The 25,916-nt window shown below is 51.0% G+C and carries 21 protein-coding genes; 3 read left to right on the top strand and 18 right to left on the bottom strand.

Annotated elements, in window-relative coordinates:
* The 10 genes from gmd to wza form a co-directional block, all read right to left on the bottom strand.
* Positions 1–1,122, bottom strand: a complete 1,122-nt coding sequence (gmd, locus tag A9587_RS16615) for a GDP-mannose 4,6-dehydratase (protein WP_000048206.1) — start codon at positions 1,120–1,122, stop codon at positions 1–3.
* A gap of 26 nt (positions 1,123–1,148) precedes the next feature.
* On the bottom strand, positions 1,149–1,697 hold the full coding sequence (wcaF, locus tag A9587_RS16610) for a colanic acid biosynthesis acetyltransferase WcaF (protein WP_001153571.1): 549 nt from the start codon (positions 1,695–1,697) through the stop codon (positions 1,149–1,151).
* 15 nt (positions 1,698–1,712) lie between these two features.
* A complete protein-coding gene (gene wcaE / locus A9587_RS16605; RefSeq protein ID WP_105263831.1) occupies positions 1,713–2,459 on the bottom strand; it encodes a colanic acid biosynthesis glycosyltransferase WcaE in 747 nt (248 codons plus the stop codon).
* A gap of 129 nt (positions 2,460–2,588) precedes the next feature.
* Positions 2,589–3,809 carry a colanic acid polymerase WcaD gene (wcaD, locus tag A9587_RS16600; RefSeq protein WP_000099000.1) on the bottom strand — a complete coding sequence of 407 codons (1,221 nt, stop codon included), beginning with the start codon at positions 3,807–3,809 and terminating at the stop codon, positions 2,589–2,591.
* Positions 3,784–5,001 carry a colanic acid biosynthesis glycosyltransferase WcaC gene (gene wcaC / locus A9587_RS16595; protein ID WP_001023865.1) on the bottom strand — a complete coding sequence of 406 codons (1,218 nt, stop codon included), beginning with the start codon at positions 4,999–5,001 and terminating at the stop codon, positions 3,784–3,786. Before wcaC ends, wcaD begins: the two co-directional genes overlap by 26 nt.
* Positions 4,998–5,486: a colanic acid biosynthesis acetyltransferase WcaB gene (gene wcaB, locus A9587_RS16590; protein ID WP_000888754.1), complete on the bottom strand. Its 489-nt coding sequence runs from the start codon at positions 5,484–5,486 to the stop codon at positions 4,998–5,000. Before wcaB ends, wcaC begins: the two co-directional genes overlap by 4 nt.
* A 2-nt stretch (positions 5,487–5,488) precedes the next feature.
* Positions 5,489–6,328 carry a colanic acid biosynthesis glycosyltransferase WcaA gene (wcaA, locus tag A9587_RS16585; protein WP_016262123.1) on the bottom strand — a complete coding sequence of 280 codons (840 nt, stop codon included), beginning with the start codon at positions 6,326–6,328 and terminating at the stop codon, positions 5,489–5,491.
* A gap of 106 nt (positions 6,329–6,434) precedes the next feature.
* A complete protein-coding gene (wzc, locus tag A9587_RS16580) occupies positions 6,435–8,597 on the bottom strand; it encodes a tyrosine-protein kinase Wzc (protein ID WP_105263830.1) in 2,163 nt (720 codons plus the stop codon).
* A gap of 2 nt (positions 8,598–8,599) precedes the next feature.
* The gene (gene wzb / locus A9587_RS16575; RefSeq protein WP_000482894.1) at positions 8,600–9,043 is read right to left on the bottom strand and encodes a low molecular weight protein-tyrosine-phosphatase Wzb; all 444 of its coding nucleotides are present in this window, start codon (positions 9,041–9,043) and stop codon (positions 8,600–8,602) included.
* Positions 9,044–9,048: 5 nt separating this feature from the next.
* Complete coding sequence (gene wza / locus A9587_RS16570; protein ID WP_000978108.1) at positions 9,049–10,188, bottom strand: polysaccharide export protein Wza; 1,140 nt, start codon at positions 10,186–10,188, stop codon at positions 9,049–9,051.
* Between the two features lie 668 nt (positions 10,189–10,856).
* On the opposite strand from wza, the gene A9587_RS16565 reads away from it, so the two are divergent.
* Positions 10,857–12,440: a TerC family protein gene (locus A9587_RS16565; protein ID WP_000454698.1), complete on the top strand. Its 1,584-nt coding sequence runs from the start codon at positions 10,857–10,859 to the stop codon at positions 12,438–12,440.
* 459 nt (positions 12,441–12,899) lie between these two features.
* On the opposite strand, the gene asmA is transcribed toward A9587_RS16565, so the two are convergent.
* The 3 genes from asmA to udk form a co-directional block, all read right to left on the bottom strand.
* On the bottom strand, positions 12,900–14,753 hold the full coding sequence (asmA, locus tag A9587_RS16560) for an outer membrane assembly protein AsmA (protein WP_061090431.1): 1,854 nt from the start codon (positions 14,751–14,753) through the stop codon (positions 12,900–12,902).
* Positions 14,754–14,774: 21 nt separating this feature from the next.
* Positions 14,775–15,356: a dCTP deaminase gene (gene dcd / locus A9587_RS16555; protein ID WP_105263829.1), complete on the bottom strand. Its 582-nt coding sequence runs from the start codon at positions 15,354–15,356 to the stop codon at positions 14,775–14,777.
* A 91-nt stretch (positions 15,357–15,447) separates the two neighbouring features.
* Positions 15,448–16,089 carry a uridine kinase gene (gene udk, locus A9587_RS16550; protein ID WP_000132077.1) on the bottom strand — a complete coding sequence of 214 codons (642 nt, stop codon included), beginning with the start codon at positions 16,087–16,089 and terminating at the stop codon, positions 15,448–15,450.
* 318 nt (positions 16,090–16,407) lie between these two features.
* On the opposite strand from udk, the gene A9587_RS16545 reads away from it, so the two are divergent.
* Positions 16,408–19,725, top strand: coding sequence for a diguanylate cyclase (locus A9587_RS16545; protein WP_105263828.1), 3,318 nt, complete (start codon positions 16,408–16,410; stop codon positions 19,723–19,725).
* 70 nt (positions 19,726–19,795) lie between these two features.
* On the opposite strand, the gene alkA is transcribed toward A9587_RS16545, so the two are convergent.
* Positions 19,796–20,644 carry a DNA-3-methyladenine glycosylase 2 gene (gene alkA, locus A9587_RS16540; RefSeq protein WP_001516641.1) on the bottom strand — a complete coding sequence of 283 codons (849 nt, stop codon included), beginning with the start codon at positions 20,642–20,644 and terminating at the stop codon, positions 19,796–19,798.
* Positions 20,645–20,777: 133 nt separating this feature from the next.
* Here alkA and yegD point away from each other — a divergent pair, with 133 nt between their 5' ends.
* Positions 20,778–22,130 (top strand): molecular chaperone, encoded by a 1,353-nt coding sequence (gene yegD, locus A9587_RS16530; protein WP_105263827.1) that lies wholly within the window; start codon positions 20,778–20,780, stop codon positions 22,128–22,130.
* A 12-nt stretch (positions 22,131–22,142) separates the two neighbouring features.
* On the opposite strand, the gene A9587_RS16525 is transcribed toward yegD, so the two are convergent.
* The 4 genes from A9587_RS16525 to A9587_RS24485 form a co-directional block, all read right to left on the bottom strand.
* Positions 22,143–24,083: a helix-hairpin-helix domain-containing protein gene (locus tag A9587_RS16525; RefSeq protein ID WP_105263826.1), complete on the bottom strand. Its 1,941-nt coding sequence runs from the start codon at positions 24,081–24,083 to the stop codon at positions 22,143–22,145.
* Complete coding sequence (locus A9587_RS16520; protein WP_064767429.1) at positions 24,080–24,841, bottom strand: PP2C family serine/threonine-protein phosphatase; 762 nt, start codon at positions 24,839–24,841, stop codon at positions 24,080–24,082. Before A9587_RS16520 ends, A9587_RS16525 begins: the two co-directional genes overlap by 4 nt.
* The gene (locus tag A9587_RS16515) at positions 24,838–25,497 is read right to left on the bottom strand and encodes a vWA domain-containing protein (protein WP_000003146.1); all 660 of its coding nucleotides are present in this window, start codon (positions 25,495–25,497) and stop codon (positions 24,838–24,840) included. Before A9587_RS16515 ends, A9587_RS16520 begins: the two co-directional genes overlap by 4 nt.
* Positions 25,498–25,714: 217 nt before the next feature.
* A complete protein-coding gene (locus A9587_RS24485; protein WP_106907789.1) occupies positions 25,715–25,771 on the bottom strand; it encodes a type I toxin-antitoxin system Ibs family toxin in 57 nt (18 codons plus the stop codon).
* Between the last annotated feature and the right edge of the window lie 145 nt (positions 25,772–25,916).

Genomic DNA, 25,916 nt, shown 5'->3' with positions numbered 1-25,916 from the left:
TTAAGACTCCAGCGCGATCGCCACGTCGTAGCCGTGAGATTTCAGCAGAGAGTGTTTTTTCGCTGCCTCAAGGTCGTTAGCCACCATTTCAGAGACCATCTCTTTGAGAGTGATTTCCGGTTTCCAGCCCAGTTTTTCGTGCGCTTTGGTCGGATCACCGAGCAGCGTTTCAACTTCAGCCGGACGGAAGTAACGTGGGTCAACGGCGATAATTACATCACCCGGTTTTACGCCTGGTGCGTCATGCCCGGTGACGGAAACCACTATGCCCTTCTCTTCAACGCCCGTGCCTTCAAAGCGCAGTTTGATACCCAGTTGTGCCGCCGCCATTTCCACAAACTGGCGCACAGAGTACTGAACGCCGGTAGCGATAACGAAATCTTCTGGCTGTTCCTGTTGCAGCATCATCCACTGCATTTTTACGTAATCTTTGGCATGACCCCAGTCACGCAGGGAATCCATATTGCCGAGGTACAGGCAGGACTCCAGCCCCTGAGCGATGTTGGCGATTGCGCGGGTAATTTTGCGGGTGACGAAGGTTTCGCCACGGCGCGGCGATTCATGATTAAACAGAATGCCGTTGCAGGCGTACATGCCATAGGATTCGCGGTAGTTGACGGTTATCCAGTAGGCGTACAGTTTGGCGACCGCATACGGAGAGCGCGGGTAGAACGGCGTAGTCTCTTTCTGTGGAATTTCCTGCACCAGACCGTACAGTTCAGAGGTGGAAGCCTGATAGAAACGGGTTTTCTTTTCCAGACCGAGGAAGCGGATCGCCTCCAGCAGACGCAGCGTGCCCATCGCGTCAACGTCTGCGGTATATTCCGGTGATTCAAAAGAAACCGCAACGTGGCTCATCGCGCCCAGGTTGTACACTTCGTCCGGCTGTACTTCACGCAAAATGCGCGTCAGGTTGGAGGTATCACTCAGGTCGCCATAATGCAGATGGAATTTCGGGTTGCAGGTGTGTGGATCCTGATAAATATGATCCACGCGCTCGGTATTGAATGACGATGCGCGGCGCTTAATACCATGCACCTCGTAACCTTTCTCCAGCAGCAGTTCTGCCAGGTAAGAACCATCTTGTCCGGTTACGCCGGTGATGAGAGCGACTTTTGACATGTCTTATTCCTCTGTATTTTTTGAATTTATTCAGTTTCAACGCGTTTGCGTATCACCACTGCGGGGTTCCCCCGGCAAACCACATTTGCCGGAAGCGATTTAAAAACACTGCTTCGCGCACCTACGACGGTGCCGTCGGCAATAGTGACGCCGGGCGCGACAAAAACATCCGTCGCCAGCCAGCATTTCTCGCCAATCACAATTGGCAAGGCGTTAATAGTGAAATAGTCACTTGCATGATCATGACTGCCGGTACACAAATAACTTTTTTGTGAAATTACCGAATGAGCGCCAATGGTAATTTCGCCAAGGGTATATAAATTAACCTCATCACCGATCCACGCGTAATCACCTAAAGTTAATTTCCATGGATAAGTAATTTTTACTGACGGGCGAATAACTACGTTTTTTCCTATTTTTGCGCCAAATAAACGTAACAAAAATGCCCGCCAGCGATACAATACTTGCGGTGACCAGGCAAATAATGTTGCCTGTACCGCCCACCATAATTGCACTTTAATCGCGTTGCCGCCCCGGAACCCTTTCGGCACCGAGAACCCACTTAAATCCTGCATCGTTTTCCCTTATATTCAGCTTTTGTTATATAAGGCTTTCGTCTTTGAGGTAGTACGTTGGCGTAAATGCCAGGATAATTCAGCCCAAAAGCCAGGCACATGTAATATTTGTCGTTGTACTTTTTTGGCGTCTGCACACAATTCCATATTATTGGTGGTAGAAATTCCGCCCATGGAAAATTCAGACACCAGGCCATTGAGTTTTTTAAATGCATAACCGGCCTTATACATTTTGGCCGCCAGCGCGTAATCGGAAGAAACTTTATATTCCAGATCATAGCGCCATTTTTTCAGACCAGAAATCGGGAAAAATATCGCCTGATGACTGGCGGGCAGACTGTGATAAATATACCAGCCAGGTTTGGCGCTACGTTTAATTTTATGGCCATCGCCAAAATCCAGCAGCGCATCGCCAGTGACCATCACGTTATCTTGTTGTGTTTTTAACTTACGCACAAAATTCGCGGCATTCGGGTGAAAGATATCGCCCGAGTTAAGAAACAAAGCAAATTTGCCTTGCGCCATCGCAATGCCTTTGTTCATGGCGTCGTAGATGCCGTTATCTGGCTCACTGACAAAGCGTAAGTTATGAACACCATTGAGATTTTCCAGATACTCACGGCTGCCGTCGTTCGAACCGCCATCGACAACAATCCATTCGAAGCTGATATCCTCCGCCTGCGCCAGATGCGTCAGGGAGGCGTGTGTTTTAACTATCCCTTCGAGATTACGAAACGCGACGGTGATTATGCTAAGCAACATGTTCTTTCTTACCTCGTAATACCCGTCATACTTCAAGCTGCATGTGCGTTGGTTTTCCTCGCTCCCCCCAGTCACGTACTCGTGTACGCTCCTGGGATTCGCTGTGTCACCAACTTCCTGCAACTCGAATTATTTAGGGTGTATATTTAACGCTTTTCGCAAAATAAACGGACAGACGATTAAAAATGCATATTCCGGGCTAAATATTGAACCGGTAAAAAACAGCGACACCGGAGTAAAAAGATATAATTGCACGCGAAAATTGCGGTTATCACCAAAAGCGTTGAGCATCATTTTTATCACTTTCCCCATGTACCACAGCGATAAAAACACCGCGAACCAGGAAAAATAAATAATCAGCAGATATAAACCATTGTCTATGGTTTTTCCGACATCCGCACCGTTAAATATTCCGAATGATGCGACATATTCATAAAGTGAGCCAAATCTGACCACACCGTCAATATGGGTCAAAGAATAACCGACCATCACCAGCGGACCAACAATACGATAATACGATGACGATCCTTCCGTACCTAAATCTCCCAGACGGGTGGAAATATAAGGAAACGCAATGACCACACCAACCAGGAATACAGCCAAAGAAATCAATGCCAGCGGTAATTTTTTCTTAATCGCCTCTTTATTCAGATACTGAAATGCCCACTCCAGCAAATAAAACAGGATAAAGGTCATAACCCCTGAAAACGATCCAGATAATATTATCCCTGCGAGAATCATAGCATCGGTTTTAGGGGTTTTGATACCAAACTGTTTGATACTGAGCCAAATTGAGATTAATGCCAGAGCGAAAAATGCTGGTTCGAAATAAAGTGCCGTGGTGCGCTTGCCACCGAATTTAATGAAATTCAGTACATAGCTGTTACTGTAAATCAGGTATTTCGAAATCGACTCCATAATACTGCTGCCGCCAGTAAGGATAATTTGCGCCATCTCCACCGCCGCCAGCGCCACCACCAGCCCAACCACCAAATAAAAGAAGCGTAATATCTTGCGGTGGTTGTGTGGCGAAATGGTTTTAAAGCGAATGCTCCACACCATGCCAATAATGATCACGATATAGACAAACAGCATCGTCGAGGTAACGTATTTGCTGGCATCCAAAGACTGACCAAACAGGTAGTTAAACGCCGTGAGTCCCGCACCAATCCCTAACGCTATCATCAATTTTTTAACGCTGATGCGCTCTAAAAACAGCAACAACAAGACAGGCAAAAAGGTGACGATGGTGATGGGAAAACTTTCGCCAAGCTGGGCGATTTTGACGTTAACCAGCAGGTAAATCAGCGGCAACAGCAGGTAGCTACAGATCCTGATAGAACTTGACATACTCCTCCAGCATCTGTTGTCCACTGTAGGCGGTGCGACTGCGCTGGCTGAACCCGGTAAGTGTGGTGCCAAATATCGCCTGCGCGATTTCTGGTTTACTTAACTGCACCAGTTGCAGCACTTCTTCTTCGCTGACGGTTTTACCGCCAGACTTTTGCAGCACTTCCCACGCCGCGTCGCTGTGAGTGGCAATCACCGGCACACCGATGGATAACGCTTCACACAAAATCAGCGGGTAGTTATCGACGCGAGAGCTAAATACCAGCGCATCCATTTGATTAAGCGCACTCATCAGCTTACGTTTGTCGGTTTCAAAACCGTGATTGACCACGTTGCCTGCGCTAAACGGCGAGAACTTACCGAAGGTATGAAGTTCGATTTTATCGCCCAGCGCCATCATTTCGCGTACCAGTCGCTGGTTAGTTTTGCCGTCATAACGCAGGTCATGCGCCACCACAGCGATTTTCGGCTTGCCCTGGGTTTCGCGCACCGGTGGCAGTTCCGCCAGAATTGCCTCGGTTGCCACGTCAATCCCGTTATTGATAATCCGGCAACGTCCAGGCCCGTACAGACTATTGAAAGCGTCAGCCACATGCTGGCTGGGGGAAATAAACTGACAGCCCAGCGCCAGCATCTCACGGAACAACTGGCGTTTGCCTGTAACTCGCTGGTGCGCGCGATCAACCTTCACCGGCGGATAGTTATTTAGAGTCGGGCATTTCTGACAGCCCGTTTTCCAGCCTTCACAACCGTCGGTAAAGGCACAGCGTCCGGTGACACTCCAGTGGTCGTGCAGCGTCCAGAGCAGAGTGACATCTGGCTTGTGGTTTTTCACTTTTTCGCAAAATCTCACCACGTTGTTGAGATTCAACCAGTAACTGTGCAGGACATGAAAATGCAGCACCACTGGCCCCTGCGTGCGGGTAATGGTGCGATATAACGCATTAAAATTGCCGAACACGTCGCGGTTAAACAGTGGAAACAGTGCGATATTCGCCATCGCCGTCAGGCGTGGGGTGTGTTTAATCACCTGCGGATAGTTTTGATGGCTGACACTCTCTTTGCCGCCCTTGCCGTAGCCGTAGACAAAATGTGACGCCAGCCCCTGTTGCAGTGCGCGCTGGTGGAGATCTAACGCCACGCCTGCCGCCCCGCCCTCCGCCAGCCGCACATTAAATTGCAAAATATTCATTTAATTACCTTCACTCGCGCTTTTTCTCCCACCACCAGCGCGTTGTCCGGGACAGCATCGAGCACCACGCTGCCCGCGCCGACAGTCACGTTGTGACCAATGGTGATATCGCCAAGAATAATGACATTGGCACCGAGTTCGACGCCGTTGCCAATTTGGGGGCACGCCATGTTGTCGGCTCCTCGATTGCCAATAGTGACGCCGTGGCGAATGGTGAAATCATCCCCCGCCACCACGTTTTTATTGATCACCACCGCGTAGCCGTGATGGATGGTAAAACGACGTCCGATGGTCGCGGCAGCCTGGATTTCATAACCGAAAAAGCATTCAGTGATAATGCGATACAGCACCAGCAGCGGAACCGCCCACAGATTGTTGAGGACGTTCTTTTTGCGCCACACCGAGCAAAAATGGGCAACGCGATAGGCGAGAACCATGCAGCACGGGCGGAGACTCCAGCTATTGGCGCGCAGATCTTCCAGCATCCTTAGCGCCCCCGCAGCCCGTCCGCCAGACGTTTACCATTGCGCACTGACAACAGTGTCAGCAAAGTGCGCCAGGTCATGTGCTTATTGCGGATTTGATAGAGGGTAAACAGTTGATACTTTTTGCTGGCGCGGTCGAATTTGTCTTTGTGCTTGCGGTAAAAATGGAAGTATCCGGAGAATTTTTTCGGTGACGAGGTGATCTGCATTTCGCCGTGATTGATATGCAGGATCTGCGTCGCCTCTTCCACTTTCCACGGTTCGCCATACTCCACCACCATCCGCAGGAAGATGTCGTAATCCTGTGCTGCTTTCAGTTCGGTATCGAACAAACACTCTTTGAAACGCCACGCCCAGGTAAAAACCTGGTTGCCGATGATGTTGCGCTTGTAGAACAGGCGGCGTGAATACGGCGATTTGGGATACAGCGGCAGGCTTGCCGGTTGGGAATAGACTTCGCCCTGGCAAACGTAGTCGTTAGCGTACAAAAAGGCGTGAGTGACCAGTTGCTGTTTATGGGCGAGGAAGACACTCAGGCGGTTGGGTGTCCACTCGTCATCGTCATCGATCCCGGTGATGTATTCCCCTTGAGCCAGCATAATCGCCTGGTTGCGTACCGCGCAGGCTCCACTGTTAATATCGTTGTGAATGTAGGTGATGCGTGGGTCATTGAGGGCTGTGACGTATTGTTGCAACTGTTCCCAGGACGTAGAGCAATCATCAACGATGATCATCTCCCAGTTGCTGTAGTCCTGGCGCAGGACCGATTTGATCGCCCGAATCGCCAGTTGTTGGCGGTTCCAGGTCGGCATATAGATTGAGATCAGCGGATTTTCTTTCATAGTTTGTTCTCCCGGCTTATGAGCTGGTTTGCTTGCCGGATGCGGCGTGAACGCCTTATCCGGCCTACGGGGCGGTGCGAATGCAGGTATCGGGAAACCGACCTCGTTATTTTGCATCCGACTTATATTCATATTCGTAGTAGCCATAATCCTGATACGCACTGGCGCGGCGGAAGATGGAGTTCAGAATCACCCCTTTCACCGTAATCCCGTTTTGCTCAAAACGGCTGAGGCTGGTTTCCACTTCTTTCAAGGTGTTGACCGCATAACGCGCCACCATCAAGGTGGTTCCGACATGACGCCCGACAATTGCCGCATCGGTCACCGCCAGAATCGGCGGCGTATCAATCAACACCAGGTCGTAGTTTTTACTCGCCCAGCTCACCAGTTCGGCAAAGCGTTCGCTCATCAGAAGTTCAGACGGATTCGGCGGCACCTGACCGCGCGGGATCAGGTCAAAATTAGGAATCGAAGTGGGTTTGGCACTGGCCGCAATATCACCCTTGCCAATCAGAAGCTCCGACAGGCCATTGACGTTATTGGTGCCGAGTAACTCGTGGGTATAGCCTTTGCGCATATCGCAGTCGATCAACAACACCCGTTTATTAGTCTGACTGATCACCGCGGCAAGGTTGGCACAGACAAAGGTTTTACCAATTGACGGGCTAACCCCGGTCAGCATCAGCACATTATTTTGCGCCTGCATCATCGCGAAGTGCAGGCTGGTACGCAGACTGCGGACGGCTTCAATCGCCAGATCGGTTGGATTCCCCACCGCCAACAACTGGCTCTGTTTGTAGCGTTTAATACCTTTAATCGTTTTGACACTATCGCGTGCTTTCTGCCATTCCGACAGTGGAATGCAGGCGTAAACGCTGATGCCATGTTCTTCCAGCACCTGCGGGCTTTCAATACCGCGATTAAACAGTGAGCGCAGCAACACGCCAACAATGGAGAGCATCAGGCCGAGGATAATCGCACCAAGAATAATCAACCCTTTCTTCGGTTTCAGTACACCAGGCTGGGTGATTGCCGGGTCAACAATACGTACATCACCGACGGTACTGGCTTCAGTAATTTTCAGCTCCTGCTCTTTATTCAGCAGTTGCATATAGACCTGTTGACCAGATTCCACATCGCGGGTCAGGCGCACAATCTCTTGCTGAGTTTTCGGCATCGCCGTCACCCGGCCGTTAAGTTTGGCTTTTTCGTCTTCCAGTGCCTGACGTTTCTCCAGCAAGGTACGGTAGGCCGGGTGGACTTTGGTATACAGTTTGGAGATTTCCGCCTCTTTAAAGGTCAGTTCGTTAAGCTGTGCGTCGATGTTGACCATCGAATCGAGCACTGCTTTTGCTTCCAGCGGTAAATCGACGGAATCTTTATCCTGACGGAAGGCATTCAGTTTGTTTTCAGCGACATCAAGGTGGCTGCGCACTTCCGGCAACTGCTGTGCGAGGAAGGCGAGGCTTTTCGACGCTTCTGCCGACTTACGTTCAATATTTTGTTCCTGATAGTTACGGGCGATGCTGTTAAGAATGTCGCGGATCTGTTCGCGATCTTCACCGGTATAAGTCAGGCTAAGTACACCAGCGTCTTTGCCGTTCTCCGTTACCGTCAGGCTATTTTGCAGTTGATTAATCATCCCGAGCGTGGAGTATTTCGTAACCGTAAACGCACTGCCCGGACTGGCGTGAATGGCTTCGACCATCAGCGCGACGCCCTCTTTTTTCAGCATCTGACCTGCTTGCCCACGGGCGCTAAAGCCACCATCACTGATCAGGGTGTAGTTTTTGTTGTCCAGAACGTTAAGCGTAAACACCTGATCCGCCATCTCTTTTGGACGGTTAAAGGTGGTCACTTTCACCGTCTCGTTCTGGCGTCCCATCAGACGATCCCAACCCGCACCGAAAATCGGGAACGTGTTTTTGCTCACCGCAATATCAAGGTCGAGATCGTCAACCGTTTTGCCGAGCACCAGACGCGATCGAATCAACTGGATCTCGGCGTCCGATGCTGGCGGTTTGTTGGCTAACGCCGAACCGATGTCCTGCACCAGCGAATTACCGCCACTTTGTTCGATTTGAACCAGTGCATCGGCGCTGTAAATCGGCGTGGCGAAGAAGGTGTAAATCACGGCACAGAGGGCGAATACGGCAGTGATGCCAAGCACCCACCAGCGCGCTTCAATGACGGTGCCGACCAGACGACCAATATCGATTTCATCACTGCCCGTTACCGGAGCGGCATGTTGTTTTACTTTTTCTGTCATTCTTATACCTGCTCTGCGTTCAATGCCTGCGCCCACTGGCGGGCAGACCGTTCAAGTAATGTGTACACCGCTGCAAACGTTTCCCGACTTTTGCGATAGGGGTCGGGGATTTCACATTCGTTATCCCAGTGACCAAACAGCATCACTTTGCCGCGCATCTCCGGCGCTATCTCGCATAAACGGGCGATATGGCGCTTTTCCATGGTCAAAATCAGGTCGTAGTTGCGACACAGGCGGCGGCTGATTTGCCGGGCGCAGTGACCTTCCAGAGACAGTTGATGTTCTGCGGCGACGCTGATGGCGGTAGGATCAGCGCCTTTACCTACCAACGCACCGAGCCCAGCGGACTCCACTTTCAGCTCAGGGTGATAACGTTGCAGTAAGCGCTCCGCCGTCGGGGAGCGGCAAATATTGCCGACGCAGACAACTAAGATGTTGTTAAACATGACGATTACCAGTTATGAATGTCGCTGGCTGTATCCGTCATGTAACGGACACCGCTAATAGTTGGCAGCAACTGATTGATCAGGCGGTTCCAGCGGGAAACCGGGGCGGTGGTGACATACACCACGTCGTAAGGCTGGAGGCGGAATTCCGTCGCCATCACCAGCGAAGTGGCATCGGACATATCCAACTGGTAGATGTTGGCAATCTTGCCGCCGCGCCCGCCCTCGCCTTTCAGCGGACGAATGACAAAGATGCCGCTGGCGTTAGAGGTGGTCATATCAATACCTTCGGCATTGCCCAGGGCTTCAGTCAGGGTCATGCCGCTAAAGTCCATTTTCAGGGTGCTCTGTTTCTTCACTTCGCCCATCACGAACACTTTCAGATCGTCATTACGCGGCACGTAAAGAATATCGCCCGGATAAAGCAGTCGGTTCTGGTTGAGATCGCCGTTTTGCATCAGCGCCTGCAAAGAAATACGTTCTTCGCGGCCATTGTGTGTCAGAACGACGTTGCGCCAGTCGGCGGTGTCGGTCAGGCCACCAGCGGCGTTAATGGCATCGAGAATGGTCAGCGGCACGTTGGTAATGGCCTGCTGACCGGATTTATTCACCTGACCGGAGATATAGGCTTTTTGCGAACGGAAGGCGGCGATATTAACATCCACCTGCGGGTCAGCGATGTATGTCGCTAAGCGGCGGGTAATATCACTGCGAATTTCAGCGAGAGTTTTGCCCACCACGTGAACCTTGCCAATATACGGATAGAACATGGTGCCGTCAGGCTGTACCCAGTTACCGGCATCGCTGGAGCTGCGGTACTGACCGGCAGGCGTGGTGAGTTCAGGGTGATCCCAGACAGTGACGTTAAGAACATCGCCAGGTCCAACACGATACTGGTAATTAGCAATCTCACTTTCCAGCGTCATATTAGGGCGCGCCACGTTGGGGCGTGGGCGTAATTGATCAACCAGACGTGGGGTAAGCGGATAAACATTCACCATTTTGTCGAGATCGAAATCAGCGTCCTGCTGTTTGATGACGTCTTTACCCATCGTAGACATATTGCTGCCCGGAAGTACTGTGCAACCGCTTATCAAGGTTACTGACACCAATAATGGCATCAATTTCATTTTGGATTTCATCATTGTTTATTTATCACTTTGGCAGAGTCATTATCCTGTGCATTATTCGTCGCAATATCACTATGCACATTTACCTTGCAGTTAATTGAATAAAAATTTAACTGGCATCAGTCCTAAAAAAATTGATTTCATCCGCAGGCTATTGACAGAATAATTCAGACTCATCGTTCAGGCATCCAGACACGCTACCGCCCCTGGCTTTTAGCTACCAATACACTGATTTGGTTCAAATTTTACAACCCTTTCACCATGCAACAGTCTATGTGAAAGCATTATTCCGGAAATTATTTCCCCGACTATAAGATAGCATTATGGTAATTAAATATTTGCTCTCCAATAATTCAGGAAGAAGTGTTACAGCTAAAGGAATAGCAGGCAAGGTAACAAATCGGTAATTGACTATTTTTAAGAATTATATGAAGGCTATTTTTTGTATCTTTTAGGAGTTTCTTTATGTTGACAATATTTAATATACCACCTCCATATGCGATATTTCTTAAATATATTTGCGATAAGAGAGTTATTTTCAACACAAAATAAAGGGGATTGATTACCGGATTCATTGTGAATAAAAATCTGATAAGTCATGCCTGAGCATTGCAATTTGGCGCATCATTATCCATGATCGAATTGTGACATTTGTCATACAACGAATAGGTATTGCACTTACTATGGAATGGATTGCCGATCCGTCTATCTGGGCCGGGTTAATCACGCTGATAGTGATCGAACTGGTCCTCGGTATTGATAACCTGGTCTTTATTGCCATCCTCGCAGAAAAACTACCGCCGAAGCAGCGCGACCGCGCACGAGTTACCGGACTACTGCTGGCAATGTTAATGCGCCTGTTACTGCTGGCGTCAATCTCCTGGCTGGTCACTCTGACCCAACCGCTGTTTAGCTTCCGCTCGTTTACCTTTAGCGCCCGCGACTTAATCATGCTGTTCGGTGGTTTCTTCCTGCTGTTCAAAGCTACGATGGAGCTGAACGAGCGGCTGGAAGGGAAAGACAGCAATAACCCCACACAACGCAAAGGAGCGAAGTTCTGGGGCGTGGTGACGCAGATAGTCGTGCTGGACGCCATCTTCTCTCTCGACTCGGTGATTACCGCCGTTGGGATGGTCGATCATTTACTGGTAATGATGGCCGCCGTCGTTATCGCTATCAGTCTGATGCTGATGGCCAGCAAGCCGTTAACTCAGTTCGTTAATAGCCACCCAACCATCGTTATACTGTGCTTAAGTTTCCTGTTGATGATTGGCTTTAGCCTGGTCGCGGAAGGTTTCGGATTCGCCATTCCGAAGGGGTATTTGTACGCTGCTATTGGTTTCTCAGTGATGATCGAGGCGCTCAACCAGTTAGCCATCTTTAACCGACGCCGTTTTCTTTCCGCCAACCAGACGCTGCGTCAGCGCACAACCGAAGCAGTGATGCGCCTGTTAAGCGGGCAAAAAGAAGATGCAGAACTGGATGCCGAAACCGCGTCAATGCTGGTGGATCATGATAATCAGCAAATCTTTAATCCGCAGGAGCGGCGGATGATCGAGCGGGTACTCAATCTGAACCAGCGTACCGTCAGCAGCATTATGACCTCACGTCACGATATTGAGCATATTGATCTCAACGCCCCGGAAGAAGAGATCCGCCGGTTACTGGAGCGAAATCAGCACACGCGTCTGGTCGTTACCGACGGTGACGACGCCGAAGATTTGCTCGGTGTTGTTCACGTTATCGACCTGCTGCAACAGTCGCTGCGCGGTGAACCGCTCAACCTGCGGGTGTTAATTCGCCAGCCGCTGGTATTTCCGGAAACCTTGCCATTGTTACCTGCCCTCGAGCAGTTCCGTAACGCTCGCACGCACTTTGCTTTTGTGGTGGATGAGTTTGGCTCAGTGGAAGGGATTGTGACATTAAGTGACGTCACCGAAACCATCGCCGGGAACCTGCCGAACGAAGTGGAAGAGATCGACGCCCGTCATGATATTCAGAAAAACGCCGACGGCTCCTGGACGGCGAATGGCCATATGCCGCTGGAAGATCTGGTGCAATATGTGCCGCTGCCGCTGGACGAGAAGCGTGAATATCACACCATTGCCGGGCTGCTGATGGAATATTTGCAGCGCATTCCACAACCTGGCGAAGAAGTACAGGTAGGGGATTATTTGCTCAAAACGTTGCAGGTGGAGAGCCATCGCGTGCAGAAGGTGCAGATTATTCCGCTGCATAAGGAAGATAATTTGGAGTATGAGGTGTGAGGGCATGTAGGCCTGATAAGACGCGTAAAGCGTCGCATCAGGCGTTTCATTCAACCGGGAGAGTATGTGACATTGAAGGCTGTTCCGTTCACTTTATGTTCCTCGCTACTTTGGAACGCTCAAGCCGGTGAACGTGCCAGGGTGGCTCAATCGCCACCACCCTGGCAACCCGGGCTCCCGGCGGTAAATCGCCGCTGGCGCGGTCCCCTCATCTTATTCCTTTCGGCTATCGGGTACGGGCGCGAGGTAACATCCCTGTAAAACGCGCCCTCAGCCCACATCCATGTGGGCTGCCCCGGCCTACAGGAAACGATTCGGCGATTTACAGCCGGACCAACACCCTCGCTGAAATACCTTACTTTTACTGATGATTCATCTTTGCTGAAAGTAATCTACGTGATTGCCTGATAAGACGCTTTACGCGTCTTATCAGGCCTACAAATTATGTCATCTGGAAACTTACATCTTCTCCAGCAACTTCTTCACATCTTTACCATTGCGGGAGTCTTTATTGCGCTCAGCCCAGTCGTTCAGGCGACGTTTGGCTTCGTCCTGTAGCTGTTTACGCAGCAACTGATCCACTTGCAGACTGTAATTGAGTTGCTGCCAGTTGCCATAAACCCGCAGCGGAACCGGTGTTTCTTTGAAGAATTCAACCAGCTTGCTTTCTCCGTTCCAGCCGCCAACGACACGAATATCAAACTGGGTGTCACAGGTTTGCTCTGCCAGATTCAACGTGCCAGCCCCTGTCAGCGCCAGCACTGGCGATTCACCCTGCATGTCGTTTAACGTCACGACGCCATTATTTAGCGTCAAATCCGTCGTAAAACGGTCAAGCCGTGTCACATTATCGAAGTTTTCAGCAGCCTTCACATCACCGCCGTTACGTTCTACCGCCTGCTGGATCATCTGCTGGAAGTTCATCCCTTCCATGCGCGTGTCGGCCATTTCAACATGCGCCTTCCCTTGCCAATTATGGCGGAAATCTTCCGCATCAATGTCAGCACCGGAGAAATCACCGGCCAGCGACATTTTGCCGGTCAACGAAATCGGATAGTTAAACGCCTTCAGAATAGTGCCAATCTCAACGTTTTCCAGCCGGGGTTGAAAGGATATCCGCGGATTTTTTACCGTCGAGTCCAGCGTACCCGGCAGCGAAACTTGCCCACCGTTGAGTTTGCCTTGCAGTTGGATAATCTCCAACAAGCCCGACTTGTTGGTCATTTGCGTGGCGACATCGGTAAAATTCATTCCGCGCCAACGCACGTTATCAGCCTGCAACAATATATCGGCGGCAAAACCTTTTAACCCCTGGTAGGCTGGCTCATCAATACGCGAGGAAATAACGGGACGTGGTAACGTTGGTTGATTCTGCCCCTGCTGCGCAGCACCGATTTCACCGTTAACTGTTTCATTAAGCGGGATTAAGTTATCGAGATTAAGCTGCGGGAATTGCAGTCTTAACAACCATTCCGGCTTCTCTGTCAGCGTGACCTGCGCTTGCCCACTGAGCGTACTGTCGTTAGCGGTCAAATTGATTTGATGAAATGACAGACGTTTATGTGGCTCTTGCCACTGGGCCTGGAAACTCCCCTGCCCCTGAATACCTTGTTTTGGCAAGTCTGCGCCCTGCAACTGCCAGTTAATTTGTTCAATAGCCGCCGTTAAATCTTGCGGATAATCAGAGGCATCCACCGTGCCTTTGAGAGATAACGTGAGATCGCGCTGGTCGCGATTAACCCGCCCGGAGAACTCAAACGAGCCACGATGTTGGGGATCTTGCTCCATTTGCAGACGGATATTGCGAATCGTCACCTGCTCGTCATTTTCATGCTGGAACACCAGCACACTGTCAGCTACCTTCAGGCTGGAGATATCAAACGACCAGCCGCGATCTTCTGACAGCTCCGGCAACGTATTATCGCGCGGCGCAACGGGGGCATCTTCACTCCGCACCGCTTCTGTCTGCGGTGTCAGTTGAATGACTGCGCCTTTCAGCATCACCTGCTTAACGCTCAGTTGATGGCTCAGTAGCGGTAAAAGCGCCACATCAAGGCGCATATTATCGGCTCGTACCAGCGGCTGGCTGGCACCCTGGGCGGTAAGGGACATGCGCCCGGAGAGAATACTAAGTTGCGGCCAGACGTGCCAACGCAGTGGCCCGTCCAACTGCAATTGATAGCCGCTACGCGCAGCAACCTGCTTGACCATATAGTCGCGGAAATCATTCGGATTCACCAGCAACACTAGCGCAGATAACCCGGCCACCAGCACGACCAGGAGTATCATCAGCGTCGTCAGAAATCGTCTCATGGAATCCTCAATGGGCCTGAATTAGTCTTTATCGATTCGACTGGCGACCGCGCCCTGCTGGTTGCGATATTTCGCATCTTCACGGCGGTTGTATGGACGCGCTGCCGGGCCGGAAAGCGGCTCAAAGCTCAGCGCGCCAATTAACATCCCCGGGCGCAGCGCCAACGGCAGTTTACCGGAGTTGTAAAACTCCAGCACAATGCAGCCAGACCAGCCCGGATCGATACGGTGTGCGGTGACGTGCACCATCAGCCCTAAACGCGCCAGTGAAGAACGCCCGTCCAGCCAGCCCACCAAATCAGCAGGCAAGGTTACCGACTCCAGCGTCACCGCCAGCGCCAGCTCACCTGGATGAAGAAAAAACGCCTCGTTTTCATCGAGCACGATCTCATCGCTCATCACGCGATCAAGGGCCGCGCTCACTTCGTCTTTAGGACCGCTCAGATCGATAAACGCTGCCGTGTGGCCCCGGAAGGTACGAAATTTATTGCCCAGGCGCACATCCACCGTCGCGCCATTAATACGCTCCACCGGCGGACGTGGGTTGATCGACAAATGGCCTTCATCAAGCCAGGCTTCAATATCTCGGTCACACAGACGCATGGCATTTTCTCCTTTCGCGCATCACTCCCTTAACGCCTTTTACGTCAAGGGCATACCAGGTTATCACTGAACGGTACACAATTTACCAGGCTTATTCAAAGAACTGACTTATTTTCGCTTTCAATATATCGATCGCGATGCGGTTTTTACCGCCGCGCGGCACGATAATGTCGGCATATTGTTTGGAAGGTTCAATGAATTGCAGGAACATTGGGCGCACGGTTTTTTGATATTGCGCCATCACCGAATCCATCGAACGCCCGCGCTCGTTAACATCGCGCTTGATGCGGCGCATCAGGCAGATATCCAGCGGGGTATCAACAAAAATGGAGAAGTTGAGTTCGTCACGTAAACGCGCATCCGTCAGCAGCAAAATGCCTTCGAGAATGATGACTTTCTTCGGTTCAACCTTCACCGTTTCTTTCATACGCGTATGTTCAACATAGCTGTAAACCGGCAGGTCAATAGCCGAACCACGTTTCAGCGCTTGTAAATGCTCAAGCAGCAGACTGTGATCCATCGCACTCGGATGGTCGTAGTTGGTCTTAACGCGTTCTTCCATCGACAGATGGCTTTGATCTTTGTAGTAGCAGTCTTCCGGAATAACGCCGATGTGTTCATCACCCACTTGTTCACGTAATTCACGATAAAGGGTACTGGCAATGAGACTCTTGCCGGAAGCCGATGCGCCAGCGATACCGATAATGACGCACTGATGAGACTGATCAGTCATAAATTTAGCGACCTGATTAACCTGGATGTTAGGAAGGGGGTGCCGAAGCACCAAACGCGGCAATTATAGGGATTTCATCCGCCTGATACCAGTCGAATAGCGTTGCCGCACATTTAGAGTTAATTGTTGACGATCCATTCCCTGACGCAAATTTAATTGTTTGCTTTTAACGCAATGTGAAAGATGTTATGTCCGGTTGTGCAAATTACCGCCCATTACGTCACTTTATGAACAAACCGCATATAAAATGTAAAACTTTTGTACTAGCATAAACACAGATACTAATGCTGGCGACCTGGCCATATGGATAGAGCGGTAATGAGTAAACGATCACAACGTGTTTTAATTACCCTGCCTCATCCACTGCTTCACCTCGTCAGTTTAGGTTTAGTCTCGTTTATCTTTACCCTCTTCTCACTTGAACTTTCGCAGTTTGGTAGCCAGCTTGCGCCGCTGTGGTTTCCGACGTCCATTATGATGGTGGCGTTTTACCGCCATGCCGGGCGGATGTGGCCGGGAATCGCATTGGCCTGCTCGCTGGGAAATGTCGCCGCATCTGTACTGCTTTTTTCTACCAGTTCGCTCAATATGACCTGGACGACCATCAACATTATTGAGGCCGTCGTGGGCGCAATGCTGCTGCGTAAATTATTACCGTGGTATAACCCACTACAAAATCTGGCTGACTGGCTACGTCTGGCATTTGGCAGCGCTATCGTGCCACCTGTATTGGGCGGCGTGCTGGTTGTCTTGCTGGTTCCAGACGACGATCCACTTAAAGCATTTCTGATCTGGGTGCTTTCCGAATCAATCGGCGCACTGGCGCTAGTCCCGCTGGGATTGTTGTTTAAGCCACACTATCTATTGCGCCATCGCGACCCGCGGTTGCTGTTTGAGACGCTGTTAACGTTATCCATCACGCTGGCGTTAAGCTGGCTCTCGATGCGGTATCTGCCGTGGCCTTTTACTTTCATTATTGTGCTGCTGATGTGGAGCGCCGTGCGTTTGCCACGGATGGAAGCCTTTTTGATTTTTCTTGCCACGGTGATGATGGTGTCGCTGATGTTGGCAGCCGATCCGGCTTTACTCGCCACGCCGCGAACCTATCTGATGAGCCATATGCCGTGGCTGCCATTTTTGCTGATCCTGCTGCCCGCCAACATCATGACCATGGTGATGTATGCCTTTCGCGCTGAACGCAAGCATATTTCCGAAAGCGAAACCCGCTTTCGTAATGCGATGGAGTATTCCGCCATCGGCATGGCGTTAGTGGGTATCGAAGGGCAATGGCTGCAATCCAACAAATCGCTATGCCAGTTTCTTGGTTACAGCCAGGAAGAGCTGCGTGCCATTACCTTTCAACAACTTACCTGGCCGGAAGATCTCAATAAAGATCTGCAACACGTTGAGAAGTTGATCAGCGGTGAAATAAACACCTATTCAATGGAAAAACGCTACTACAACCGTAATGGCGACGTTGTCTGGGCGTTGCTTGCCGTCTCACTGGTACGCCACACCGATGGCACACCACTCTATTTTATTGCCCAGATTGAAGACATAAACGATCTCAAACGCACCGAACAGATCAACAAACGTCTGATGGAGCGGATAACGCTGGCTAACGAAGCCGGTGGCATTGGCATCTGGGAGTGGGAGCTGAAGCCTAACATCTTCAGTTGGGATAAGCGGATGTTCGAGCTGTATGAAATTCCGTCACATGTCAAACCGAACTGGCAGGTGTGGTACGACTGTGTGCTGCCAGAAGATCGCGGGCACGCCGAGAAAGTGATTCGCGATTCATTGCAGGCTCGTTTGCCTTTTAAACTGGAATTTCGCATTACCGTAAAAGATGGCATCCGCCATATTCGCGCCCTCGCCAATCGTGTGCTGAATAAAGAGGGCGAAGTCGAGCGCCTGCTCGGCATTAATATTGATATGACCGAAGTGAAACAGCTCAATGAGGCGCTGTTTCAGGAAAAAGAGCGCCTGCACATTACGCTGGATTCCATCGGTGAAGCCGTGGTCTGTATTGATATGGCGATGAAAATCACCTTTATGAATCCGGTTGCCGAGAAGATGAGCGGCTGGACGCAAGAAGAGGCGTTGGGTGTTCCGCTACTCACGGTGTTGCAAATTACATTTGGTGATAATGGTCCCTTAATGGAGAACATTTACAGTGCCGACACGTCGCGTTCCGCTATCGAACAAGATGTCGTTCTCCACTGCCGTAGCGGCGGCAGCTACGACGTCCATTACAGCATTACGCCGCTAAGTACCCTTGATGGCAGCAATATTGGTTCGGTGCTGGTAATTCAGGACGTCACCGAATCACGCAAAATGCTGCGCCAGCTTAGCTACAGCGCCTCCCATGATACCCTGACACATCTCGCCAACCGTGCCGGTTTTGAGAAGCAGTTGCGGATACTTTTGCAGACGGTAAGCAGTACGCATCAACGACATGCTCTGGTGTTTATCGATCTTGATCGCTTTAAAGCCGTAAATGACAGCGCCGGGCACGCGGCAGGTGATGCCCTGCTGCGAGAACTGGCATCGCTGATGTTAAACCTGTTGCGCTCCAGTGACGTGCTGGCGCGGCTCGGCGGTGATGAATTTGGTCTTTTACTACCTGACTGTAATGTTGAAAGTGCCCGCTTTATCGCGACACGCATTATCAGCACGATTAATGACTACCACTTTATGTGGGAAGGCCGTGTGCATCGGGTTGGAGCCAGCGCAGGAATTACACTGATCGATGACAGCAATCATCAGGCGGCAGATGTGATGTCGCAGGCCGATATCGCCTGTTATGCTTCAAAAAATGCGGGCCGCGGCCAGGTGACGGTTTACGAACCACAGCAAGTTACCGCACATAGCGCACAGGCAGCGATGTCACCCGATGATCCGTGGATGATGATTAAAGAGAATCATCTGCTGCTGATCGCCCACGGCGTCGCTTCTCCGCGAATTCCGGAAACGCGTAATCTGTGGCTGATTTCGCTTAAGCTCTGGAGTCGTAACGGCGAGGTTATTAACGAACTGACATTTCGCCGTAGCTTCAGTGATCCGATGTTCAATCTCGCCCTTGATCGCCGGGTATTGCATGAATTTTTCCAACAGGCAGCAAACGCAGTTGCCAGTAAAGGCTTAAGCATCGCCCTTCCCCTTTCCGTTACCGGTTTAAGCAACACCACGCTGGTGGATGAACTGCTTGAACAACTGGAAAATAGCCCACTACAACCACGGTTATTACATCTGATTATTCCGGCAGAAACCATTTTCGACCACGCAGAAAATATGCATAAACTGCGGCTGGCGGGCTGCCGGATCGTGCTCAGTCAGGTGGGACGCGACCTGCAAATCTTCAACGCACTGAACGCGAATATGGCAGATTATCTGCTACTCGACGACGAGTTATGCGCCAGCGTACAAGGCAATTTGATGGATGAAATGCTGATTTCGATCATTCAGGGTCACGCCCGGCGGCTGGGATTGAAAACCATCGCCGGGCCAGTAACACTGCCGCTGGTAATGGATACGCTTTCTGGCATCGGCGTCGATCTGATTTATGGCGAGGTGATTGCCGATGCCCAACCGCTGGATTTGCTGGTTAATAGCAGTTATTTCGCAATTAACTGAGTATTTTGCCGCCCCCATCGCCTGATGCGTCTACAATTCATCCATTTCGTCGGCCGCCCGGCGACCAGCATCATGCTTCATCTGGTTGCCAGCCTTCCGTATACCAGATATGCAACAGCGCATAAGAACGCCAGGGTTTCCAGCGTTCGGCATAACGGCGGATTTGTGCCGGCGTCATTCCCGGAAATCGCTGTTTAATTAAATAATCATCCGGTAGAAAAACATCTTTCGCTTGCCAGCCGCGCAAGGCGAAATAATTCGCCGTCCAGCGCCCGATTCCAGGAAAGGTTTGCAGCGTTTTCATCGCCTGCTCAACATCACCGGGCATTGTTATCGGTAAGGAACCATCCAGTACCGCATTTGCCAGATGGATCAACGCCTCTGCACGTTTCAGCGGCATCCCCAAGGCTTTTAGCGCCTGCGAATCGGCTGCTGCCAGCCGTTGAGGCGTGGGAAAGCAGATATAATCCGGGAAATCATCCAGACGTTCGCCATAAAGCTGCACCACTTTGGCGGTCAATTTCGCCGCCATCGCCACGCTCACCAGTTGGCCTAAAATGGCGCGCACGCCCTGTTCAAAAGCATCAACACAGCCAGGTAAACGCAATCCCGGCCGCGCCGCGCCTAACTCACCTAACGCCCCATTAACAATCTGCGGATTACATTGCAGATCAAACAGGCGGCTTATTTTCGCCAGGCACTCGGTCGCCACCGATTCTAATCCCGAACTTAAGCTCACTTGCAACGTATTATTTTCGACATCAGGAACCACCGTTATCATGCCCCGATGTTCGCCCACTGCCAGACTGCGGGCATAATAATTGTCAGCGACCGTTTCCACACCGCTCACCGCACGAGTGGCAAGAAATCCCAACATCCACGACCAGTCATACGGCGGTTGCCAGTTCAGGGTATACATTGCATCTCCTTTTTTATCCGCTTTCAGCATAAACGTTATTCAGACGCAGCGCTTTGCTTTCATATTCCGGTTGTCGCGGCGACAACATTTCGCTAAAGTCACGCCCCTTCTTCACCGGCATGGGGATTATTTCGTGTTTATTGGTTTTGATTACGGTACAGCAAACTGTTCAGTAGCGGTGATGCGTGACGGTAAACCACAGTTGCTGAAAATGGAAAATGACAGCTCGCTGCTGCCTTCAATGCTTTGCGCACCAACGCGTGAAGCTGTAAGCGAATGGCTGTACCGCCATCATGATGTTCCGGCAAACGACGATGAAACGCAGGCGCTGCTGCGTCGGGCGATTCGTTACAACCGCGAAGAAGATATCGATGTTACGGCGAAAAGCGTGCAGTTCGGTCTTTCCTCACTGGCGCAGTACATTGATGATCCGGAAGAAGTGTGGTTTGTGAAATCACCGAAATCGTTCCTCGGAGCCAGCGGTTTAAAACCGCAGCAGGTGGCGCTGTTTGAAGATCTGGTCTGCGCAATGATGTTACACATTCGCCAACAGGCACAAACGCAGTTACCTGAAGCGATTACCCAAGCGGTGATTGGCCGTCCGATTAACTTCCAGGGGCTGGGTGGCGATGAAGCTAACGCCCAGGCGCAGGGGATCCTCGAACGTGCGGCGAAGCGTGCCGGGTTCAAGGATGTGGTATTCCAGTACGAACCGGTGGCGGCCGGGCTGGATTACGAAGCGACCTTGCAGGAAGAAAAACGTGTACTGGTGGTGGATATCGGTGGCGGTACGACTGACTGTTCATTGTTGCTTATGGGCCCCCAGTGGCGTTCGCGCCTGGATCGTGAAGCCAGTCTGCTTGGTCACAGTGGCTGCCGTATTGGCGGTAACGATCTGGATATCGCACTGGCGTTTAAACACCTGATGCCACTGCTGGGCATGGGTGGCGATACAGAAAAAGGTATCGCCCTGCCGATTCTGCCGTGGTGGAATGCGGTCGCCATCAACGACGTACCTGCGCAAAGCGATTTCTACAGTAGCGCCAATGGTCGTCTGCTTAATGATTTAGTACGAGATGCCCGCGAACCGGAAAAAGTTGCCCTGTTGCAGAAAGTCTGGCGGCAACGTTTAAGTTATCGCCTGGTACGCTGCGCAGAAGAGAGCAAAATTGCGCTTTCCAGTGAAGTTGAAACTCGCGCGTCGCTGCCATTTATCCGCGACGAACTGGCTACGCTGATTAGCCAGCAAGGGTTGGAGAGCGCCCTCAACCAGCCGTTGGCGCGGATTCTGGAACAGGTGCAACTGGCGCTGGATAACGCCCAGGAAAAACCGGACGTCATCTATCTGACTGGTGGTAGCGCCCGCTCGCCGCTGATTAAAAAGGCACTGGCGGAACAGTTGCCGGGGATTCCGATTGCTGGCGGCGATGACTTTGGCTCCGTCACCGCCGGACTGGCACGCTGGGCGGAAGTGGTATTTCGTTAAATGAAGGATGGCTCAGCAACGGCTTAAATCTGCCTGCACCTGAGCCAGTTTCTCCGCCGCCTGACGTAACGGTTCCAGCAACGGCATAGTCCGTGCAGAAGCATGAAGACGGAAACGCTGCAATTCTGTCGCGCCGACAGTCAACGCCGATTCCAGTCGATGTCGTTTGGCGGCAATTTTCGCCATTACCGCCTGCCTGTCTGCTGGCGTTACCGCTTCATTCGGCCTGAACACAAATCGGCGTTCGCAGCTCGCTTTCCAGTCAATGACAGCCTGGGTCAGATGGTCGCCAAACCCTTTCACTTGCTTAACGCCGCGTCGGGTAACATCCGCCGCCGTTTCAATACCAAAGGAACGTAACGCCGCTTTACGAGCCGTGCCAACGCCTGGAATCGACGCGGTATCAATAAAAAATCCTTCGAGGAATTTGTGCTTCTGGCGTTCCCGTGCTGTGTCATGGAGTGCTGCCAACGCTTGCGTTTCTTCTTCCGGCAGACCGAGAAGCTCGCTCTTCATTTTTTCGAGCATCGTCCGTTTAGCGATAAAACCTTCCAGCCCACCTGCCTGCTGGATCTGGTTAACTAAATGGTCATAGTCCATTTTTGCGCTATTAAACGCCTCACGGCGTCGTTGGACTTCTGCTTTGTACGCTTTGCTTGCCAGACTGCCAATAATCCAGATAGCCGCCAGCACGGGAACCAAAACGATATAGCGCGGTTCCGCCTGAAGACCGCAAAGTAACAGCGATAACGCTGACAACGCGATCTCAATCAGAATGATGTATTTACTCCTTAGTACCCCAACAGGAAGCAGCCTGCCAGTAAGTTGGAAATGTCCCGGTAATGGTAACTGTAATGCTGGCGGTGGCACTGACGCCATTACCATCGCCCAGACTTTCGCCAGCACAAAATTTCCGCCGGTGGTAATGACCTCTTCACCGGGATCAATAAAATAGATAACGCCTTGATTATCGAGCGCACACCACGGGCAGTCAGTTAAATGATCCGGGTAAATATGCATTGCTGAAACGGTACATTTCTTTAACTGTTGGCGTAGAGAATCAAGTGCCGCTACCCATGTTTTTGCCGTCGGACGCGCGGTTGCCACGCCACTTTCGGTGAACGCCTGCTGAAACAGCGCTTCAATATGGGTTGGTAGAATCGATAACGGAATAGATCGTGGCGGCGGTTTTAATCCTCGTTGCTGACTGTCCGACGCGTAGGCATAACGGAAATGGGCAATATCCGTCTCCAGCGCATTACCCGCTTCAGGTATAAGCGGCACACCGGAATAAGGATGACGCCCACCAAATAAGACGTGAAAAATCAGCAACGCAAGGCCAAAATTATCGTGATTCACTGTGCGTTCAAAGCCAACAAATGACGGCAAGCTTTGCAGTTCTGGCGGCGTAAAATGCGACACGCCGACTTCGCATAAATGCAGCGTGCCATTGGCATTAATCTGAAAGGAATCACTGTCGATCAATACAACTTTGCTATCGCGGCCTACCATAAAGCTATTCTGGTTTACGTCACCCACGACATGCCCGTGCTCGTGAATCGTAGCAAAAGATGAAGCTATATTACGCGCAACATAGAGTAGAAAATCCCACGCACAATGAGGGTAACTCTGGCGACGATGTGCCGGGCTATAGATCATATGAATCGGTTCTTTACCTGAAACCTTTGGCATCATAAAACCGATGGTTTTTCCGCCGCGCCCGGCGTGAAGCGTTGCCTGCGGCCAGGCGACATAATTCAGCAACTGCGCATCAACTGTCGCCGCCATAAAGGCAAGTTTGTCCTGTTTTAAGGCGGGTGGCGGCGTGTGATAAATCTTGGCGACGCTATCGACAAACTCCTCAATATCATAAACCGCACCTTCGCCACCTTTGCCCAGTTCACGGTCTGGCGTAACGCACTCGCCAGTAGCGGTATACAAGGTTGATTTCATGGTAACCAAATAGCCAGCGCCAGCGTTTTATCATCGTTCGTGCGTTCATTTACTGCCTCACTGAACAAAAATTGCTTCAATAAATCTGGCAGTAAATCGTATTGTTCAGGCGTAGCTGATTTGAGTCCATTGAAAAATGGCGCAAAGAAAGGCCCATGGGGCACGTTATCCAGCATATTTAATGCCAGCCGTTGAATGCCATCCGTAAATGTTGCCACTTTTACCGCCCGTTCAGTGCAGGTGTAAGTTTCCAGTCTGGAAACGGCATCTTCATCGGTAACGAAGTGCGTCATATTGGCATATTCACCCACCATCGGCATGAGCGGCAGTTGCAGGCCGTGACCAAAATCCACCACCACGCCACCATCGCCAATCTGCATAATCAAGGTGCCGTTAGCCGATGAAATCAATCCCAGAAACGTGCAGGCAAAATCGCGAACCGCTAATTCTTTGGCTTCAGCCTCGGCAAAAAGTCGCTGACGAATAGACAGCACAATATCCGTGGCGAGGACGTCATTAAGCCCCAATTCCCCGCCCTGCACTTTCTGCAACATATAAGCCATCGCTTCATTGACAGCAAGCATCGCGCCTTCACCACCCAGCGACACGCTACCTGCGCCATCAGCAAGAAACACCACCAGTAATGGCTGCTGGTCTTTTAGCCAGACAACCTGCATCTGGCAGGCATCCTGGCAAGGCAAGCCTGAGCTGATGTGCGACGTTCCGACGGCAGATGCATAAACCAGGCGCCAGCTCACACTGACGTCCAACCTTTCGGTGCTTCCAGTACAACTTCCGTTCCCGGCGTGGAACGGGAAACCGAACGTAGCGAACTGGATAACCAACTAAACAATTCGCGGAATTGTAATCCTTGCAGTGTCAAAGGCTGGCGGACGCTGATTTGTGCCAGGGTCTTCATATCAGCCCCCTGAACACCAATGGTGAAAAAAGCAAACTTCTTAGCGTCTTCCCCCTGAAACACTTTGTGGGCGGCAGTCTGCCACTCATCGGTTGGCGCGCCATCGGTGATCAGGAAAATCCACGGACGATAATAGGAGATACCATTGGCACGATACTCCCGCTTACGTTCCTCAACCATATTCAAGGCTTTGGTAATGGCTGCGCCCATGGGTGTATCGCCCTGAGCAAACAGGATGGGTGGGAAAAAGTTAGCGGCGCTGGTAAATGGTTGTTCCACATACACCGGGCCGAAAGTCACAATACCCAGTTCGACTCTTTTTAATGCCAGCGGATCGGCAAGCAGTTCATCGCGAAAGGTAACCAATCCGGCGTTAAGTTCATTAATGGGTTTGCCGTTCATCGAACCAGAAACATCCAGCAGCAAAATGCAGGGGCAACGTGGTTCCGGATTACTGGCAAAATCGCTGGTGGCAAAGGTGATTTGTTCGCTCATAAGAGATCCTTTCTTAGAGAATTATTAAGGTTCGGTATCATACCGACTGCAATAATGAATTAAGAGCAGGTGAAACAACTTTCAGAATTCAGTCCAACTGCGTAGATAATTTTGCTATTCGCCTCGCAAGAACGAGGTCTTATAGATTGACAGTAAGGGGGGAGTGACATACTTTCAGGAGTGAGGGTTGAGCGGGGTTTCCCCCGCCCTGGTAGTCTTAGTAAGCCGGTAAGCTAATGACTAAGAGCACCACGATGATGATCCATTTCATCATGACCCTTTCCTTCTTTAAGGCCCCTTCTTCGGGAGGGGCTTTCCCGTTTCAGCATCCCGCTGAAATCGTCGGCTTACCTCCTTATCGCCATGCACGTAGTCTATCGCTAACCTGCAGATAAAATAGTTTCACATGTTATTACTGG

The sequence above is a fragment of the Escherichia sp. MOD1-EC6162 genome, from assembly GCF_002965125.1.
In the GTDB taxonomy this organism is placed as follows: domain Bacteria; phylum Pseudomonadota; class Gammaproteobacteria; order Enterobacterales; family Enterobacteriaceae; genus Escherichia; species Escherichia marmotae.
The sequence above is the reverse complement of the archived record's forward strand: the minus strand, read 5'-3'. Positions and strand labels throughout refer to the sequence as shown.